Here is a 17,596-nt window from a genome sequence, read left to right on the forward strand (position 1 = left end):
CGCCGGCTCAGCGCATGTCGATCGTGGTGTTGACGCCGAGATCCGGCGCCCGCCCGAGGATCTTGGCCGTGGCAAGCTTGAAGGCGATCACGACGGCACTCGACGGACCGTCCCAGATCTCGGCCGAGACCGGCGTCAGGGCCAGCAAGGTCACATCCGGATCGTCGGGGCCGTTCGGGAACCAGGCTCCAACCAACGGGCTCCAGATTCTCCTGAGCAGGTGGTTGTCATCAAGCCGTTCGGCTCGGCATTCGATCGTCGCATAGAAATTGTGGTTCTCGTCGCTCAGGGCGATCGAGGCGGTTTGCGAGGCATCGAGCTCTTCGACCGGCCCGGTATGGCTGTGCGTGACGAACAGGATGCGGTGTTCTTCACGATCGACATGCCCCGACATCGGCCGGGTCCTGATCCGACCGCGGACGATGGTCGACACCATGCAGATCGTGTGATCGGTGAGGGCGGTCCAAATTCGTTGCTGGAGCGGTGTCTCGACCATTGTCGCCTTTCCTTCCATGCACGCCGCCGTCCTCGTCATTGGGGGAACGCGCCTCTGAGGCGTCCGTTCCTCAGTGCCGGGGCTCCGGGAACTCTTCACGCCTTTCAGCCGCGAGGCAATGCCGATCACGGAATGATGAGGTGGAACCGCAGGCGCTCGCGAAACGTTGACCGGCTGCCGCCCCGTCGCGGTGTCTGGACCACAGGATCGCTGATGTTCACCTCCCGCAATACGCTTCTGCTGCTCGTCGCCATTCTGGTCGCTGGCCTCGCCGTGACCGGTTATGCCCTCTACGAGGAGAAGAAGCAGCCGGATGGTGTCCAGATCTCGGTCGGAAAGAACGGGCTGTCGATCAAGGAGAAGTGAGCCGTCCCCCGCCGCGATCGGGCTGCCCGGCCCTCTCGCACCGGCCTCGGCGCGTCGATCGTCTCGACAGAAACTCTCTGCATACTGTATGCGGATTGACGCGCCGGTGAGCCATGACCGGGACGAATGGCGTTCGCCTGACAAAGGCGTTAACACCGGCTCCGAGAATTCTTCCGACTGGTCGAGAGGCTGCGATGACTGAGATTTTCAAGAACCTGATCGCCGGTGAACGGGTGGGCGGCTCGAACGCCTCGCGCAACATCAACCCCTCCAACACCAATGACGTTGTCGGCGAATATGCCCAGGGTTCGGTCGAGGACCTGAACAACGCCGTCGCGGCTGCCAAGGCTGCGTTTCCGGCCTGGAGCCGCACGACCCCGCAGGAGCGCTACGAGATCCTGAAGAAGGCGTCCGACGAGATCCTCGCTCGCAAGGAGGAGCTTGGCCGCCTGCTTTCGCGGGAAGAGGGCAAGACGCTGCCGGAAGGCATTGGCGAGGCGACCCGCGCCGGCCAGATCTTCGCTTTCTTCGCCGGCGAATGCCTGCGCCTTGCCGGTGAGGCGATCCCTTCCATTCGCCCGGGCGTCGGCGTCGAGGTCACGCGCGAGCCGGTCGGCATCATCGGCATGATCACGCCCTGGAACTTCCCGATCGCAATCCCGGGCTGGAAGATCGCCCCTGCGCTCGCCTATGGAAACTGCGTCGTGATCAAGCCGGCCGATCTCGTTCCGGGCTCGGCCTGGGCGCTGGTCGACATCATCCAGCGCGCCGGCCTGCCCAAGGGCGTGCTGAACCTCGTCATGGGGCGCGGTTCGGTGGTCGGGCAGGCGCTGCTCGAGCACAAGGATGTGCATGCGATCAGCTTCACCGGCTCGGTCTCGACCGGCCGCAAGGTTGCGGCGGCCTGCATTGCCTCCAACCCGATGAAGAAGGTTCAGCTCGAGATGGGCGGCAAGAACCCGCTCGTGGTGCTGGACGATGCCGATCTCACGCTCGCGGTCGAGACCGCGGTCAACGGCGCCTTCTTCTCGACCGGCCAGCGTTGCACGGCTTCCTCGCGCTTGATCGTCACCGAAGGCATCCATGATCGCTTCGTCGAGGCTGCGATCGAGCGCATGAAGGGCCTCGTCGTCGACGATGCCCTGAAGGCCGGCACCCATATCGGCCCGGTCGTCGATCAGAGCCAGCTCGACCAGGACCTGAAATACGTCGCCATCGCCAAGGACGAGGGTGCCAAGCTCGCCTGGGGCGGCGAAGTGCTTAAGCGCGAGAGCCCCGGCTTCTACATGCAGCCGGCTCTGTTCACCGAGGCGAGCAATGCCATGCGCATCTCCCGTGAAGAGGTTTTTGGTCCGGTTGCGAGCGTGATCCGCGCCAAGAACTATGATGAGGCGCTGGCAATCGCCAATGACACCGAGTTCGGCCTTGCCGCCGGCATCTGCACGACCTCGCTGAAGCACGCGACGCATTTCAAGCGCAACAGTGAGGCCGGCATGGTGATGGTCAACCTGCCGACCGCCGGCGTCGACTATCACGTGCCGTTCGGCGGACGTAAGGGCTCGAGCTACGGCCCGCGCGAGCAGGGCGCCTATGCCCGGGAATTCTACACCACGGTGAAGACGGCCTACACGCTCGCCTGATCGCCCTTGATGTCCGACAGAACGGCCGCGCCGGCAAGGCGCGGCCCTTCTTCGTTTCAGAAACTTTCCAGCACGATCTTGCCCTTGGCGCGATGGCTCTCGATCAGGGTATGCGCTCGCTTCAGATTGGCGGCGTTGATCGTCCCGAACTCTCGCTCAGCGTGGTCCGGACCTTGCCGGCATCGACAAGCCGCGAGACTTCCGCCAGCAGATCGCCCTGCGCCTGCATGTCCGCCGTCTGGTACAGCGAGCGCGCGAACATCATCTCCCAGTGCAGCGACAGGCTCTTGCTCTTGAGCGGCATGGCATCGAGTGTCTTTGGATCGTCGATCAGTGCGATCCGCCCCTGCGGTGCGATCAGTTCGAGGATCGCCGGCATATGCGTGTCGGTATGGGTCGTCGAGAACACCAGCCCCGGCGCGCCGATCCCCAGTGCCGCGACCTGCGCGGCGAGCGGTTGTGTATGGTCGACGACGTGATGGGCCCCGAGTTCCAGCGCCCAGGCCTGCGTCTCCGCGCGCGAGGCGGTGGCGATCACCTTCAGATCGGTCAGCTGACGCGCGAGCTGGATCGCAATCGAGCCGACACCGCCGGCTCCGCCGATGATCAGGATCGCCTTGGCCGCGCCGGGCACCGGATCCTTGACCTTGAGCCGGTCGAACAGTGTCTCCCAGGCGGTGATCGCGGTCAGCGGCAGCGCGGCGGCCTCGGCGAAGCCAAGTGTGGTGGGCTTGGGCGCGACGATGCGCTCATCGACGAGATGGAACTCGGCATTGCTGCCGGGGCGATCGATCGCGCCGGCATAGAACACCGCATCGCCCGGTTTGAAGCCCGTCACCTCGGGCCCCACCGCCTTGACGATGCCGGCAGCGTCCCAGCCGAGGACCTTGGTATCGCCAGGCTTCGGCTCACTGCGCATACGCACCTTGGTGTCGACCGGGTTCACCGAGACGGCTTTCACCGCGACGAGAAGGTCTCGTCCGGTTGCCACAGGTTCGGGCAGATCGAGATCGAGCAAGGCCTCGGCCGATGAAATGGCGAGGGATTTATGATAGCCGATGGCGCGCATGGCGGGCTCCTTGATTGCGGGAGCTCTGAGATGAGAGATACACTCGTTCATCGCAAGAACGCACAATTTTCGCATATAGTATCGAAAAGGATACCGTCGTGCGTCGGGCGCGCCACAAGACGCTGAACTGCCTGCCGGGCTGTCCGGTCGAGAGTACGCTCGCCCTGATCGACGGCAAGTGGAAGGGCATCATCCTCTATTTCCTGATGGACGGGACGATGCGCTTCAACGCGATCCGCAAGCGCATGCCGCAGGTGACCCAGCGCATGCTCACCAATCAGCTGCGCGAGCTGGAGGCCGATGGCCTGATCATTCGCGTCGTCTATCCCGAAGTGCCGCCTCGGGTGGAATACAGCCTCTCCGCGCGTGGTCGGAGCCTTGAGCCGATCATCCTGGCGCTCAAGGCCTGGGGCGAAGCCAATCTGCGGAATGTGCCGCCGGTCGAAGCAGCAGCCTGAGCTTCAATAGGGCAGGCCGACATAGTTCTCGGCCAGTGCCGCCATGGCGTGGTCCGACGAGACGAGATAATCGAGCTCCGCCCGCTGCATCCGCCGTGCGAAGGCGCCGTTCTCCGGGAAATGGTGCAGCAGCGAGGTCATCCACCAGGAGAAGCGTTCGGCTTTCCAGACACGCGCCAGGGCTCTGGCCGAATAGGCGTCGATCCCGGCCGATGAGCGCTCCGTGAAACGCTCGATCAGCGCCTGCGACAGGTAATGCACGTCGCTGGCCGCGAGATTGAGCCCCTTGGCGCCGGTCGGCGGCACGATATGGGCGGCATCGCCGGCCAGGAAGAGGCGCCCGAACCGCATCGGCTCGGCGACGAAGGAGCGCAGCGGCGCGATCGATTTCTCGAACGACGGGCCGGTGACGAGCGCCTCGGCGGTTGCCGGATCAAGGCGCCGGCGCAATTCGTCCCAGAAGCGCTGATCCGACCAGTTCCCGACATCGTCGTCGAGCGAGCACTGCACGTAGTAGCGACTGCGGTGGGGGGAGCGCATCGAGCAGAGCGCGAAGCCGCGCTCATCTCCGGCATAGATCAGCTCATGCGAGACGGGTGCCACCTCGGCGAGGATGCCGAGCCAGCCGAAGGGATAGACCCGCTCGAAGCTCTGGAGCGCAGCCTCGGGAATGCTGGCCCGCGAAATGCCGTGATATCCGTCGCAACCGGCAATGAACTCGCAATCGAGGCGATGCGCCTGACCATCCCTGACGAAGGTGACGAAGGGCTTGTCGCGGTCGAAATCATGCAGGGCGACGTTCTCAGCCTCGAAGACGGTCGCGGCACCGGACGCCTCGCGCAGGTCCATCAGGTCGCGCGTGGCTTCGGTCTGGCCATAGATGGTGACGTGCTGGCCGCCGGTCAGTCGGGCGAGGTCGACATGGTGGCGCGCCCCACCGAAGAGCAGGTCGAAGCCATCATGCCTGAGGCCCTCGGCATGCAGCCGGCCCGCGGCGCCGACCTCCTCGAGCAACCGCACCATGCCTTGCTCGAGCACGCCGGCACGAATGCGTGAAAGCACATAGTCGCGGCTCTTGCGCTCGATGATGATGGTGTCGATGCCGGCTTGGTGCAGCAACTGGCCGAGCAGAAGCCCGGCCGGGCCCGAGCCGATGATGGCGACCTGCGTGCGCACGAGCGTTCCCTGCAACCCTCGCACTCAGCCGGCGAGCCGCAATTAAGTTGCCATAGCAACGATCACGGGAAAAGCGCGATCTCCAGTTCCGCGATGCTGCCGAGGCATAGATCGCTGATCGGCTCCAGCGTCGTGCGCGTTCCAGTTCCCGTCAGCACGCCGATACGCAGGCCGGCAGCGGCCGCTCGGCCCATTTCCATGTCATGGGCGTTGTCGCCGATCACGGCAACTTCGCCAGGCGCAAGCCCGCAGGCGGCGCAAAAGGCCTGCACCATACCGGGGCCCGGTTTGGCGCCGTGGCCGGAATCGTAGCCCGCGACGAAGGAGAGATGCGGCGCGATGCCGAAATGCGTGGCTGTGGCCGAGACCGCTGCGGCGCTGTCGCTGGAAGCGATCCCGAGCGCGAGGTCGCGGGCGCGCAGGCGCTCGAACAGCGCGGATAGCTCGCAGACCGGAACCATCCGCACGACCGCAGCCTGAAAGAGAGCATCAAGACGCTGGACCAGAGGGGCAATGCCGAGCGGGCTTCCCGCTTCATGCCAGGCTTGCGCCAGCTCCTCGGTATTCCCGGCCGCAAGCAGGCTGTCGGCCACCGCCCGGCCGGTCTCCGGATCGGCGCCTGCGCGCCGCAGCAGGTCGGCGGCCAGCATCGCGTCGCCATCCGCCGCCAGCAGTCCGGCCTCGCGGTTGATCGGCGGCCAACTCGCGCCATAGTCGAGCAGAGTGCCGTCCTTGTCGAAGAGCAGTCCACGCAGCGGCAGCACCCTCAGGCTTCCTGCACCGGAATGACGTCGACGGCGACGCCGACCTTTTGCGTGCCGGGACCGACGATCACGCCATCGAGCGGCGAGACATCGGCATAGTCGCGGCCGATCGCGGTGACGATATGATCGTCGGCGACGACGAGATCATTTGTCGGGTCGAGGCCGATCCAGCCCGTCTCCGGCCCGCACCAGAGATGCACCCAGGCATGGCTGGCGTCGGCCCCTTCGAGACGTTTTTCACCGGGCGGCGGAATGGTGCGGATATAGCCGCTGACATAGGCGGCCGGCAGGCCGAGTCCACGCAGCCCGGCGATCATGATATGCGCGAAATCCTGGCAGACGCCGTGGCGCTGGCGGAAGGCTTCCGCCAGCGGGGTCGAGACTTCGGTTGCCTCGGGATCATAGACGAAATCGGTGCGGATGCGGCGCATCAGCTCGCTCGCCGCTTCCAGCACGGGGCGCTGCGGCGCAAAGCTGGAGCGCGCATAATCGACCACCTCGGCGACCGGCGGCACCAGCCGACTGGGAAAAAGCTGATGCGCCGGGGAATTCGGCGCGAGGCTGTTGGACGCCAGCGCCAGTGCACCGACCTCTTCCCAGTCGCGCGTCAACCCGGGAAAGGGCGCCGCCGGCCGGTTCACCTCGACCCGCGCCCGCATGTCGAGCTTCAGCTCGCGATGCGGCTTGGTTATGGTCAAGGTCGTCATGTGGTTGCCGAAGAAGCAGATCCCGTCATTGCGCTCGCTGGTGCGCGGCGTCACGCTCAGGCTGCTCTTGCGCACGCTCTGGCCGACGCCGTCACGCGGCAGCAGCCGCAGGATGCAGCGTGCAAAGGGCACAGGCCGACTATAGGCATAGGTCGTGACATGACGGACGTCGTAGATCACGCGATGCCTGTCATCCGCGAGCCTTCGGGTTCGCTGTTCTGCAGGAAGTAGCGGTCCGCCACGGCGCTGGCCAACCCCATCAGCAACTGCTCGAACAGCAGGATGCTGGTGCGGTCGAGGCGGCTTGCCTCGGCGGTGCGGCATTCGGCAGCGAGCTTGAGCGCGAGCCGGCGCGGCGCTTCCAGCATACCGTCTTCGCTCAGCGTCGGCAGCGCGGCGATCTCGACATCGAGGCGATCGATCTGGAAGGCGACCGAGCGCGGATTATAAGGGTCGAGCATCACGAGATCGAGCACGGGCGCGAGCGCGGGGCCGAGCAGATAGCGGGAGCGGTACGTGATCTGCGAATCGGTCAGGTCGAGGAGAGCGTCGAGGCAGTCGCCCGGTGCAGACGAGTCGGCAAAATGGCGGGCGAAACGGCAGGTCGCGATGCCACGTTCCAGCCGCCGCCCGATATCGAGGAAGCGCCAGCCCGCACCCCGCACCATATTCTCCTGGCTCAGGCCCGAGAAGGCGGCGAGCGTCTTTAGGGCGGTGTCCGCCGTTTCATAGGCATCGCCCTCGCTCGGCTTGTCGCCGTTGAGCGTCAGCTGCCGCTGCAGGTCGCCGAAGAGGCGCCAGGCGTCGATCGACAGGCGTTCGCGAATGACCGACGCCGTGCGCCGCGCTTCGCGGACGGAGGAAAGGGCGGAGCCATATTGGTCAAGGCTGTGCAGCGCGTCGGAGGCCTGGGAGGCGGTGGAATGCTCCTTGCCCGTCGGGGCGGCGCCCCAGGCGATCAGCAGGTTGGCGAGGCGGCGCAGCGTCTCCGCCCGCTCGGGCGTCGCATCGTCGGCATCGATCAGTCGGCCGAGCAATGCGCGCACCAGGCGCAAGGTCGCCTCGGTCCGCTCGAGATAGCGTCCGAGCCAGAATAGGTTGTCGGCCGCGCGGCTCGGCATGGTGCCGATGATGCGGCGGATGCTGATGCGGTCGGCGCTTGGCAGCAGCGTCACCTGCTCGACGGGCGTGTCGGACGTGATCCAGACATCGCTGGAGCGCACGCCATTGCCAAGCGTGACGGCGCGTGCGTCGACATCCTCGGAGATGCGGCAGAAGCCACCCGGCATCACCTTCCAGCCGTCGGGCGTCGCAGCCGCGAAGACGCGCAGCGTCATCGGGTGCGGCTGCAGCCGGCCGCCCTGGAAGACCGGCATGGTCGAGAGGCGCACGATCTCCTGCCCGACATAGTCGAGCCCGCGTGCCTCGATCCGCGCCTGCAACGCCGAGCGCGCTTCAGGCGAAAACTCGCCGGGCAGGATCGTGTTGCCATTGAGGCCATCGATCGAGGCGCGGAAGGCCGACGAGATGCTCATCTCATCGAGCCGGTCGATCACCTCGGATCGCGCGCGCTGCTGCCCGCACCACCAGGTCGCGATATGCGGCAGGATCAGTTCGTCGCCGAGGATATGTTCGGCGAGGGCCGGGAGGAAGCCCATGAGGGCTCGCGCTTCGACGACGCCCGAGCCGAGCCCATTGGCGATCTGGACATTGCCTTGCCGCACCGCCTGGACGAGACCGGCGACGCCGAGCGCGGAGGCTGAGTTGAGCTCGAGCGGGTCGGAGAAATCGCCGTCGATCCGCCGCCAGATCACGTCGGCACGCTTCAAGCCCGCGATGGTGCGGACATGGACGCGTCCGTCGCGCATCAGGAGGTCGCCGCCTTCGACCAGCAGGAAGCCGAGATAGCGTGCGAGATAGGCGTGCTCGAAATAGCTTTCGTTGAGCGCGCCCGGTGTCAGCAGGCAGATCCGCGGCTCGACCCGGCGCGAGCTTGCCGCGAGACCGGCCCGGAAACCCTGGAAGAACGAGGCCAATCGCTCGACATTCATGGTCCGGAACAGGTCCGGAAAGGCGCGGCCCAGGGCCAGCCGGTTCTCCAGCGCATAGCCCGCTCCGGACGGGGCCTGCGTACGGTCGCCGAGCACCCACCAGCGGCCATCCGGCCCGCGTCCGAGATCGGCGGCATAGAGCTGGAGCGTGCCGCCATTGGCCGTGCCCTGCAGCGGGCGCAGATAGTCCGGGCTGCCGGTTACGACCGCCGCGGGCAGCAGGCCCTTGGCGATCATCTCGCCGGGTCCATAGATGTCGCCAAGCAGGGAGGAGAGCAGCGTCGCACGCTGCGCCACGCCGGCAGCGATGGTCTGCCATTCCGCGCCGGGGATGATGAGCGGGACATGGTTCAGCGGCCAGGAGCGCTCCCCGGCCAGCGGGTCGCTCGCATCGAGATCGCCATGCACGCGATAGGACACGCCGGTGTCGCGGACATGGCGATCCGCGAGCCCGAAGCGATGGCCGAGTTCATCCTGGGAGAGCCCGCTCCACTCGGCGAGAAACGGTTCCCAATGCGGACGTACACTGCCATCGGGCGCCATGAACTCGTCATAGGCTCCGGGCAAGGGGCGATAATCGGCCAGCAGCGCATTGCGCCGCTCCGCTCGGAGACGTGTCGACGGCGATCGGCCCTGCAAAGCCATGGCCTTGGTTAGAGTCCTGCTGGACGGCGCAGATCGAGGGTCATCGGAAATTCCGGGCTGCGCTCTTCCACCGGAATCACCAGCGCGCCGGGACTATGACCGATGGATTCGAAACGGGCGAGGCGGCGTGCCTCGGCCTCGTAGGAATTCACCGGCGGTGTCTCATAATTGCGCCCACCGGGATGGGCGACATGGTAGACGCAGCCGCCGAGCGACCGGCCGACCCAGCTATCGACGATGTCGAAGGTCAGCGGCGCATGCACGGGAATTGTCGGGTGCAGCCCTGAGGCCGGCTGCCAGGCCTTGAAGCGCAGGCCTGCGATCGCCTCGCTGGAGCCCGCGACCGGGGTCATCGGCAGGCGCCGTCCGTTGCAGGTGATGACGTGGCGACCGGGAACGAGCCCGCTTGCCTTGACCTGCAGCCGCTCCACCGAGGAATCGACATAGCGCACGGTGCCGCCGATCGCTCCCTGCTCGCCCATGACGTGCCAGGGTTCGAGGGCCTGGCGCAGCTCGAGCTCGACACCGCCATGGTTGACCTTGCCGTAGAACGGGAAGCGGAACTCCTGCTGTGCTTCGAACCAGACCGGGTCGAACGGATAGCCGGCATGTGCGAGATCGGCGAGCACCTCGCGGAAATCCTGCCAGATCATCTCCGGCAGCATGAAGCGGTCATGCAGGCTCGTGCCCCAGCGCACCAGCTTGCCCTGCTGCGGCTCGCGCCAGAACCAGGCGATCAGCGCGCGCACCAGAAGCTGTTGCGCCAGTGACATGCGCGCATCCGGCGGCATCTCGAAGGAGCGGAACTCGATCAGGCCCAGCCGGCCTGTCGGCCCGTCCGGCGAATAGAGCTTGTCGATGCAGATCTCGGTGCGGTGGGTGTTTCCGGAAACATCGACCAGCAGGTTGCGGAACAGCCGGTCGACGAGCCAGAGCGGAATCGGCTTCTCACCCGGCTTCGGCACCGCCGCAAGGGCGATTTCGAGCTCGTAGAGCTGGTCGTGCCGGGCTTCGTCGATGCGTGGCGCCTGGCTGGTCGGCCCGATGAACAGGCCGGAGAACAGGAAGGAGAGGGAGGGGTGTCGCTGCCAGTAGAGGATGATGCTCTTCAGCAGATGGGGGCGGCGCAGGAAGGGGCTGTCGGACGGCGTGACACCGCCGAGCACGACATGGTTGCCACCGCCCGTTCCGGTATGGCGGCCGTCCACCATGAATTTCTCGGCGCAGAGCCTGGCCTGACGCGCCTCCTCATAGACGCCACGCGTGATCTCGACCGCATCGCGCCAGCTCTTTGCAGGATGAATATTGACCTCGATCACGCCGGGGTCGGGCGTCACCTTGATGACATTGAGGCGCGGGTCGGAGGGCGGAGCATAACCCTCGATATGGACGGCGATCCCGGTCTGCTCGGCCACGGCCTCGACGCTGGCGATCAGGTCGAGATAGTCCTCCAGGCGCTCGACGGGGGGCAGGAACACGCAGAGCACATTGTCCCTGACTTCGAGACTCAGCGCGGTGCGCACATGCTCGCGCCCGATCTCCTGCTCGACGCGATCCTGGGCCGCGGCGCCTGCGGGGGCCTCGCCCGGGATCGAGAATTGGGCATGCCGGTGCACCGTGGGCGCGGGCTCCGCCGCGCGCGCCGCAGGCGCGCTGCCGGGCGAGGGCAGGGGGCCGCGCGCCTCCATCGGATCCTGCGGGTGGATATGCGGGTATTCCTCCTCCGGCACGGCTGGCAGCGAGCCGAGCGGCAGACGATAGCCGACCGGTGAATCGCCCGGGACCAGGAAGAGCTTGCCGCGTCTCAGCGTCCATTTCTCGGAGCGCCAGCGCCGGTCGCCTGCCTGGCTCTGCCAGCGCTGCACCGGGATGACATAGCCGCGCGGATTGCCGAGGCCGAGCTGGAAGACACGGGCCATGCGGGCGCGTTCCTCCGGATCGGCGAGGCGCGGGTCGAGCGGGTCGACATTGTCTGGAAGCTGCGCCTCCTTGAGCAGCCAGTGGCCGGTATCCTCATAGGCGGGCAGGACATGGTCGGCACCGACGCCCAGTTTCTCCGCAAGGCCCGATGCGAGCGCCTCGGCATCGCGGGTCGAGGTTGCCGCTTCCAGTTCACGGTCGCCGCCGGTTACGGCGCCGGGCTCCCGCGCGATCAATGCGGCATTGCGCCAGATCGGCTCGCCGTCCTCGCGCCAATAGAGCGCGAAGGCCCAGCGCGGCAGGCTTTCGCCCGGATACCACTTGCCCTGGCCGTAATGCAGCATGCCGCCCGGCGCGAAGCGGCTGCGCAGGCGGCGGATCAGTTCGTCAGCGCGCCGGCGCTTGGTTGGGCCGACCGCGGCGGTGTTCCACTCTGCGCCCTCCTGATCATCGGTCGCGACGAAGGTCGGCTCGCCGCCCATCGTCAGGCGCACATCCTGCGCTGCGAGATCGCCATCGACCCTCTCTCCCAACGCATCGAGGCGGTGCCACGACTGGTCGGAAAAGGGCAGGGTGATGCGCGGCACTTCATGCACGCGCTCGACGCTCATCGCGAAGTCGAAGGTCGTCTCGGCATAGCTGGCAACGCCGCTCACCGGCGCGGCCGAGCGAAAATGCGGTGTCGCCGCGAGGGGCAGATGGCCTTCGCCAGTCAGCAGCCCCGATGTCGGATCGAGCCCGATCCAGCCCGCGCCGGGAATATAGACCTCGGCCCAGGCGTGGAGATCGGTAAAATCCTTGTCGGTCCCGCGCGGCCCCTCGAGCGGGTCGATATCCGCCTTCATCTGGATCAGGTAACCGGAGACGAAGCGGGCGGCGAGCCCGAGCTGGCGCAGGATCTGGACGAGAAGCCAGCTCGTATCGCGGCACGAGCCCGATTTGATCTGGAGCGTGTGCTCCGGCTCCTGCACGCCGGGCTCCATGCGGATGCCATAGGCGATCATGCCCTGCAGCCGGGCATTGAGATCAACGACGAAGTTCACGGTGTTGACCGGCTCGCGCGGAACCCTGGCGAGGAGGTCGATCAGCAGCGGCCCGGCCGGCTCCGTGACGAGATAGGGAGCGAGTTCCGCCTGGAGTTCCTCGGGATAGACGAAGGGGAAGACCTCCGCGTTGGTCTCGACGAAGAAGTCGAAGGGATTGATGATCGAAAGCTCGGTGACGAGATCGACTTCGATGCGGAATTCGCTCACCGGTTCGGGAAAGACGTAGCGGGCGAGCCAGTTGCCGCTCGGATCCTGCTGCCAGTTCACGAAGTGCTGCGCTGGCGAGACCTTGAGCGCGTAGCTCTTGATCGCTGCGCGGCAATGCGGAGCGGGCCTCAGCCGGATGATCTGCGGGCCGAGCACGACGGGGCGATCGTAGCGGTAATGGGTGACGTGGTTCAGCGCGGCGATGATGGCCAAGGGCAACACCTGCTCGGTCGGGCGTGCCCGCGGCACGGCTCGCCCTGAGGATAGCCCTAGCTTCGATTGCTCGCAAAGCTGTCGCTGCGCAAGAATGCGTCGGTCTATCAATTCGTTGCGCAAGAAGAGTGCAGGCTTGTGAACAGTGCGCTGAGCAATTTCCGAGCCGCTGGACATCGGGCTCGTTCTGGCCACAGATAGCGCCCAAGCGGCGGCGAAACGGCCGCCCTATGAACCAATGGGGATAGTCCATGCGTCACGTTGCGAAATTGATGGTTGCCTCCGCCTTTACGGCGTTGATGGCGACGACAGCCATGGCCCAGACGCCGAAGGATACGGTGGTCATGGCCAAGCAGATCGACGACATCATTACGCTCGATCCGGCCGAAGCCTTCGAATTCTCCGGCGTCGAAGTCGGCGCCAATGTCTATGACAAGCTGATCGGCGTCGATCTCGCCAAGAACAACGACCTCGTCGGCGAGCTTGCCGAGAAATGGACCGTCAGCGAGGACAATCTCACCTACACGTTCAAGCTCCGCCCGGGCGTCAAGTTCCATTCGGGCAACGCGCTGACCGCAGCTGACGTGGTCTATTCCTTCCAGCGCGCTGTCACGCTTAACAAGTCGCCGGGCTTCATCCTCACCCAATTCGGCCTCACCAAGGAGAATGTCCTCGAGAAGGTGAAGGCCACCGATGACAACACCGTCGTCGTCACCGTTTCCAAGCCCTTCGCCCCGACCTTCTTCCTGAACTGCCTGACCTCCGGCGTGGCTTCGATCGTCGATTCCAAGCTGGTCAAGGCGAACGAGAAGGACGGCGATTTCGGCAATGCCTGGCTCAAGCTGAACTCGGCCGGTTCCGGTGCCTACAAGGTCCGCGCCTATCGTCCCAACGAGCAGTATGCGCTCGATGCCAACGAGACCTGGTACAAGGGTGCGCCGAAGAACAAGCGCGTGATCGTACGCCATGTCGCCGAGCCGGCCTCGCAGCGTTTGCTGCTCGAGAAGGGCGACATCGACATGGCCCGCAACCTCTCCAAGGACCAGCTCGCCGCTGTGAAGGAGAAGTCCGACATCCAGATCGTCCAGGGCGACAAGGGCTATATTCTCTATCTCGGCCTGAACCAGAAGAACGCCAACCTGAACAAGCCTGAGGTCCGCGAAGCGCTGAAATGGCTGGTCGACTACCAGTCGATCGAGCGCAACATCGTCGAGGGCACCTACAAGCACCACGAATCCTTCCTGCCGAAGGGCTTCCTGGGAGCCATTGACGAGAAGCCTTACAAGTTCGATCCCGCCAAGGCCAAGGAGTTGCTCGCCAAGGCCGGTCTGCCGAATGGCTTCACCGTCACCATGGACGTTCGCTCGGTCGCTCCGATCACCGATATCGCGCAGGCGATCCAGTCGAGCTGGGGCCAGGCCGGCATCAAGCTCGAGCTGATCCCGGGCGACGGCAAGCAGACGCTGACCAAGTATCGCGCCCGCACCCACGACATCTATATCGGCCAGTGGGGTCCGGATTATCTCGATCCGCATACCAATGCCGAGACCTTCGCCATCAACGAGAACAATGGCGAAGATGCGAAGTCGAAGACGCTGGCCTGGCGCAATGCCTGGGATATCCCGGACATGACGAAGGTCGCCCAGGCCGCCGTGCTCGAGACCGATGCGGCCAAGCGCAAGGCGACCTATGAAGTCCTGCAGCGCGAGCACCAGAAGGTTTCGCCCTTCGTGATCATGTACCAGCAGGTCGAGGTCACGGCCGAGCGCAAGAACGTCAAGGGTTGGGTGATCGGACCGAGCTCCGACACCAACTTCTACTGGCCGATCTCCAAGAACTGAGACACGTCTTCTGACGGAACCCGCCGCGGCTAAATGGCTGCGGCGGGCTTATTTCTATTCTTTTCTGTTGAGCGCCACGGGCGAGGGGATTGCATTCCCGCGCGCCGTGGCTTCCGGAAGCGCCCTTCTTCGGGCTTTTGTACAGTGGTTGGTTGCATGGCGTCATCGCGCGAGACATGGGCGGGCAAATCGGGTCGCTGGGGCAAGATTGCCGGGCGAGAGTTCAGCACGGTCGCCATCACGATGTTCGGGCTTCTGCTCGTCACCTTCCTGATCGCGCGCGTGATGCCGATCGACCCGGTGCTCGCCGTGGTCGGTGATCGCGCTCCCGCCGATGTCTACGACAAGGCGCGGCTGGACCTCGGCCTCGACAAGCCGCTCTGGCAGCAATTCGGTATTTATATCGGCAAGGTCTTCACCGGCGATCTCGGGCGCTCCGTACTGACCTCGAACACCGTGGTCGACGACATCAAGACCGTCTTCCCGGCGACGCTCGAGCTGGCGACGCTGGGCACGCTGATCGGCATCATGCTCGGCGTGCCGCTTGGCATCGTCGCTGCCGTCCACCAGGGCCGCTGGCCCGACCAGATCGCCCGCGTCATCGGCTTGATCGGCTATTCGATCCCGGTCTTCTGGCTTGGCCTCATGGGTCTTCTGCTGTTCTACGCCAAGCTCGGATGGGTCAGCGGACCCGGGCGTATTTCGGTGGCGTATCAGGATTTCGTGACGCCGATCACCGGCGTGATCATGCTCGATGCCGCCATGCAAGGTGAGTGGGATGCGTTCTGGGACGCTTTCTCCCATCTGATCCTGCCGGCCTCCGTCCTGGGCCTGCTGAGCGTCGCCTATATCAGCCGCATGACGCGCAGCTTCATGATCAACGAGCTGCAGCAGCAATATGTCATCGCCGCCCGGGTCAAGGGCGTGTCGGAGTGGCAGGTCATCTGGGGCCATGCCCTGCGCAACGCCGTCGTGCCGCTCGTGACGGTGATCGCACTCTCCTACATGCACCTGCTCGAAGGTTCGGTGCTGACCGAGACCATCTTCGCCTGGCCCGGCCTCGGTCGTTACATCACCAATTCCCTTCTCAATGCCGACATGAACGCCGTGCTCGGCGGCACGCTGGTGGTTGGCGCGGTCTTCATCGGTGTCAATCTGTTCTCCGACATCATTGGCCGCCTGGCCGATCCGCGGGCGCGCTGAGGACATGGCCATGACCGAACAGACTTCGTCCGGCTGGGCCGCCTGGCTCATCACCGATTCCCCCGCGTCGCGCCGTCAGGCACGGCTTGGCCAGTATTACCGGCAATGGCTCGCGTTCCGGCGCAACCCCGCAGCCGTCATCGGGCTGACCATCGTCCTGCTGCTGCTACTTGCTGCAGCCTTCGCGCCGCTGCTCGCGCCCTATGATCCGCTGGCGCAGGCCCTCGACAAGCGCCTGCTGCCGCCGTCGGCAACGAACTGGTTCGGCACGGATTCACTCGGCCGGGATATCTTCAGCCGGGTCGTCTACGGCTCGCGCGTCACGCTTGTCATCGTGCTGCTCGTCGTCATCACCGTGGGGCCGATCGGCCTCCTGATCGGCGCTGCTGCAGGTTATCTCGGCGGCTGGGTCGATCGCGTCCTGATGCGCATCACCGACGTCTTCCTGGCTTTCCCGCGCCTGGTGCTCGCGCTCGCTTTCGTTGCGGCACTCGGCCCCGGACTTGAAAATGCGGTCATCGCGATCGCGTTCACGGCCTGGCCGCCTTATGCGCGCGTCGCCCGCGCCGAGACACTGATCATCCGCAACCAGGACTACATCTCCGCGGTCCGGCTGCAGGGGGCGTCGCAATGGCGGATCGTACTCAGGCATGTCGTGCCGATGTGCCTGCCATCCCTGATCGTGCGGTCCACGCTCGACATGGCCGGCATCATCCTGACCGCTGCCGGGCTCGGCTTCCTCGGCCTTGGCGCGCAGCCGCCGATCCCGGAATGGGGCGCGATGATCTCAGCCGGCCGCGAGCAGATCTTCGACCAGTGGTGGGTCGCGACCTTCCCCGGCCTAGCCATCTGCGTTGTCGCGCTCGGCTTCAATCTGCTGGGCGATGGCCTGCGCGACGTCATGGATGCGAGGTGAGATGATGCGCGCACCAGATAGCCCGATCGAACAGCCGCTGCTCGAACTCGACAATCTGCGGGTCAATTTCCACACCGCGACCGGCATTGTCCGCGCCGTGCGCGGGCTTTCCTTCACGCTCGGCCGCGAACGGCTCGGCATTGTCGGCGAGTCCGGCTCCGGCAAGTCGATGACCGGCCGCGCCATTCTCGACCTCATCCCCCATCCCGGCGAGGTTCAGGCCGACAAGCTCGTCTATCGCGGGCAGAACCTGCTGACGATGGACAAGGGCGCGCGCCGCAAGCTGCGCGGCCGCCATATCTCGATGGTGATGCAGGACCCGAAATTCTCGCTCAATCCGGTGAAGACCGTGGGCGAGCAGATCGCCGAAGCCTATCGCGTCCATCACAAGGCGAGTTCGCGTGAGGCCAGGGAACGCAGCCTCACCATGCTGGAAGCGGTCCAGATCCGCGAGCCGGCACGCGTCTACGATCTCTACCCGCACGAAGTCTCGGGCGGCATGGGGCAGCGCGTGATGATCGCGATGATGCTGATCGCCGAACCCGACATCCTGATCGCCGACGAGCCCACGTCGGCCCTCGACGTCACCGTGCAGTTGCAGGTGCTGAAGATCCTCGACGACCTCGTCACCAGCCGCGGCATGGGGCTGATCTTCATCAGCCACGACCTGCATCTCGTGCAGTCCTTCTGCGACCGCGTCATCGTCATGTACGGCGGCAAGGCGATGGAGACGCTGCCGGCCGCCGAACTTGCCGACGAGAGCGCACGCGCCCATCGCCATCCCTATACGCTCGGCCTGCTCGACTGCCTGCCGGATCTCGATCATCGCAAGGACAAGCTCGCCACCCTGAAACGTGACCCGGCATGGCTGGCATGAA

13 protein-coding genes and 1 pseudogene are annotated in these 17,596 nt (G+C 65.5%); 7 read left to right on the forward strand and 7 right to left on the reverse strand.

All coding sequences use genetic code 11. The annotated features are described in order from the left end of the window. Positions 1 to 7: 7 nt before the first annotated feature. The gene (locus AC1DGP_RS00720) at positions 8 to 496 is read right to left on the reverse strand and encodes a pyridoxamine 5'-phosphate oxidase family protein (RefSeq protein WP_441490045.1); all 489 of its coding nucleotides are present in this window, start codon (positions 494 to 496) and stop codon (positions 8 to 10) included. A gap of 213 nt (positions 497 to 709) precedes the next feature. On the opposite strand from AC1DGP_RS00720, the gene AC1DGP_RS00725 reads away from it, so the two are divergent. Together AC1DGP_RS00725 and AC1DGP_RS00730 are read left to right on the forward strand one after the other, a co-directional pair. Next, complete coding sequence (locus AC1DGP_RS00725; RefSeq protein ID WP_441490044.1) at positions 710 to 862, forward strand: hypothetical protein; 153 nt, start codon at positions 710 to 712, stop codon at positions 860 to 862. A 194-nt stretch (positions 863 to 1,056) separates the two neighbouring features. Continuing rightward, positions 1,057 to 2,502 carry an aldehyde dehydrogenase family protein gene (locus AC1DGP_RS00730; RefSeq protein ID WP_441506093.1) on the forward strand — a complete coding sequence of 482 codons (1,446 nt, stop codon included), beginning with the start codon at positions 1,057 to 1,059 and terminating at the stop codon, positions 2,500 to 2,502. A 56-nt stretch (positions 2,503 to 2,558) separates the two neighbouring features. Here AC1DGP_RS00730 and AC1DGP_RS00735 read toward each other — a convergent pair. After that, a pseudogene (locus tag AC1DGP_RS00735) lies at positions 2,559 to 3,571 on the reverse strand (zinc-binding alcohol dehydrogenase family protein). Positions 3,572 to 3,669: 98 nt separating this feature from the next. Here AC1DGP_RS00735 and AC1DGP_RS00740 point away from each other — a divergent pair. Continuing rightward, positions 3,670 to 4,029 (forward strand): winged helix-turn-helix transcriptional regulator, encoded by a 360-nt coding sequence (locus tag AC1DGP_RS00740; RefSeq protein ID WP_441493518.1) that lies wholly within the window; start codon positions 3,670 to 3,672, stop codon positions 4,027 to 4,029. 3 nt (positions 4,030 to 4,032) lie between these two features. Here AC1DGP_RS00740 and pobA read toward each other — a convergent pair whose 3' ends face one another. From pobA to AC1DGP_RS00765, 5 genes are all read right to left on the reverse strand, one after another. Further along, on the reverse strand, positions 4,033 to 5,205 hold the full coding sequence (gene pobA, locus AC1DGP_RS00745; protein ID WP_476831620.1) for a 4-hydroxybenzoate 3-monooxygenase: 1,173 nt from the start codon (positions 5,203 to 5,205) through the stop codon (positions 4,033 to 4,035). 62 nt (positions 5,206 to 5,267) lie between these two features. Further along, complete coding sequence (locus AC1DGP_RS00750) at positions 5,268 to 5,969, reverse strand: HAD family hydrolase (protein ID WP_476831621.1); 702 nt, start codon at positions 5,967 to 5,969, stop codon at positions 5,268 to 5,270. A gap of 2 nt (positions 5,970 to 5,971) precedes the next feature. Next, on the reverse strand, positions 5,972 to 6,856 hold the full coding sequence (locus AC1DGP_RS00755; RefSeq protein ID WP_476831622.1) for a transglutaminase family protein: 885 nt from the start codon (positions 6,854 to 6,856) through the stop codon (positions 5,972 to 5,974). Then, a complete protein-coding gene (locus tag AC1DGP_RS00760) occupies positions 6,853 to 9,372 on the reverse strand; it encodes a circularly permuted type 2 ATP-grasp protein (protein WP_476831623.1) in 2,520 nt (839 codons plus the stop codon). The genes AC1DGP_RS00755 and AC1DGP_RS00760 overlap by 4 nt, the downstream gene beginning before the upstream one ends. 8 nt (positions 9,373 to 9,380) lie before the next feature. Then, positions 9,381 to 12,758, reverse strand: a complete 3,378-nt coding sequence (locus tag AC1DGP_RS00765) for a transglutaminase family protein (RefSeq protein ID WP_476831624.1) — start codon at positions 12,756 to 12,758, stop codon at positions 9,381 to 9,383. Positions 12,759 to 13,009: 251 nt separating this feature from the next. On the opposite strand from AC1DGP_RS00765, the gene AC1DGP_RS00770 reads away from it, so the two are divergent. The 4 genes from AC1DGP_RS00770 (at position 13,010) to AC1DGP_RS00785 (ending at position 17,595) form a co-directional block, all read left to right on the forward strand. Further along, positions 13,010 to 14,599: an ABC transporter substrate-binding protein gene (locus tag AC1DGP_RS00770; protein ID WP_441506096.1), complete on the forward strand. Its 1,590-nt coding sequence runs from the start codon at positions 13,010 to 13,012 to the stop codon at positions 14,597 to 14,599. A 156-nt stretch (positions 14,600 to 14,755) separates the two neighbouring features. Then, entirely contained in the window at positions 14,756 to 15,802 is a 1,047-nt protein-coding gene (locus tag AC1DGP_RS00775; RefSeq protein ID WP_441493524.1) for an ABC transporter permease, read from the forward strand. Positions 15,803 to 15,812: 10 nt separating this feature from the next. Beyond that, positions 15,813 to 16,718, forward strand: coding sequence for a nickel transporter permease (nikC, locus tag AC1DGP_RS00780; RefSeq protein WP_441493525.1), 906 nt, complete (start codon positions 15,813 to 15,815; stop codon positions 16,716 to 16,718). Between the two features lies 1 nt (position 16,719). Continuing rightward, the gene (locus tag AC1DGP_RS00785; RefSeq protein ID WP_441493526.1) at positions 16,720 to 17,595 is read left to right on the forward strand and encodes an ABC transporter ATP-binding protein; all 876 of its coding nucleotides are present in this window, start codon (positions 16,720 to 16,722) and stop codon (positions 17,593 to 17,595) included. Position 17,596: the final 1 nt, after the last annotated feature.

This window comes from Allobosea sp. 05T433 (genome assembly GCF_056396065.1).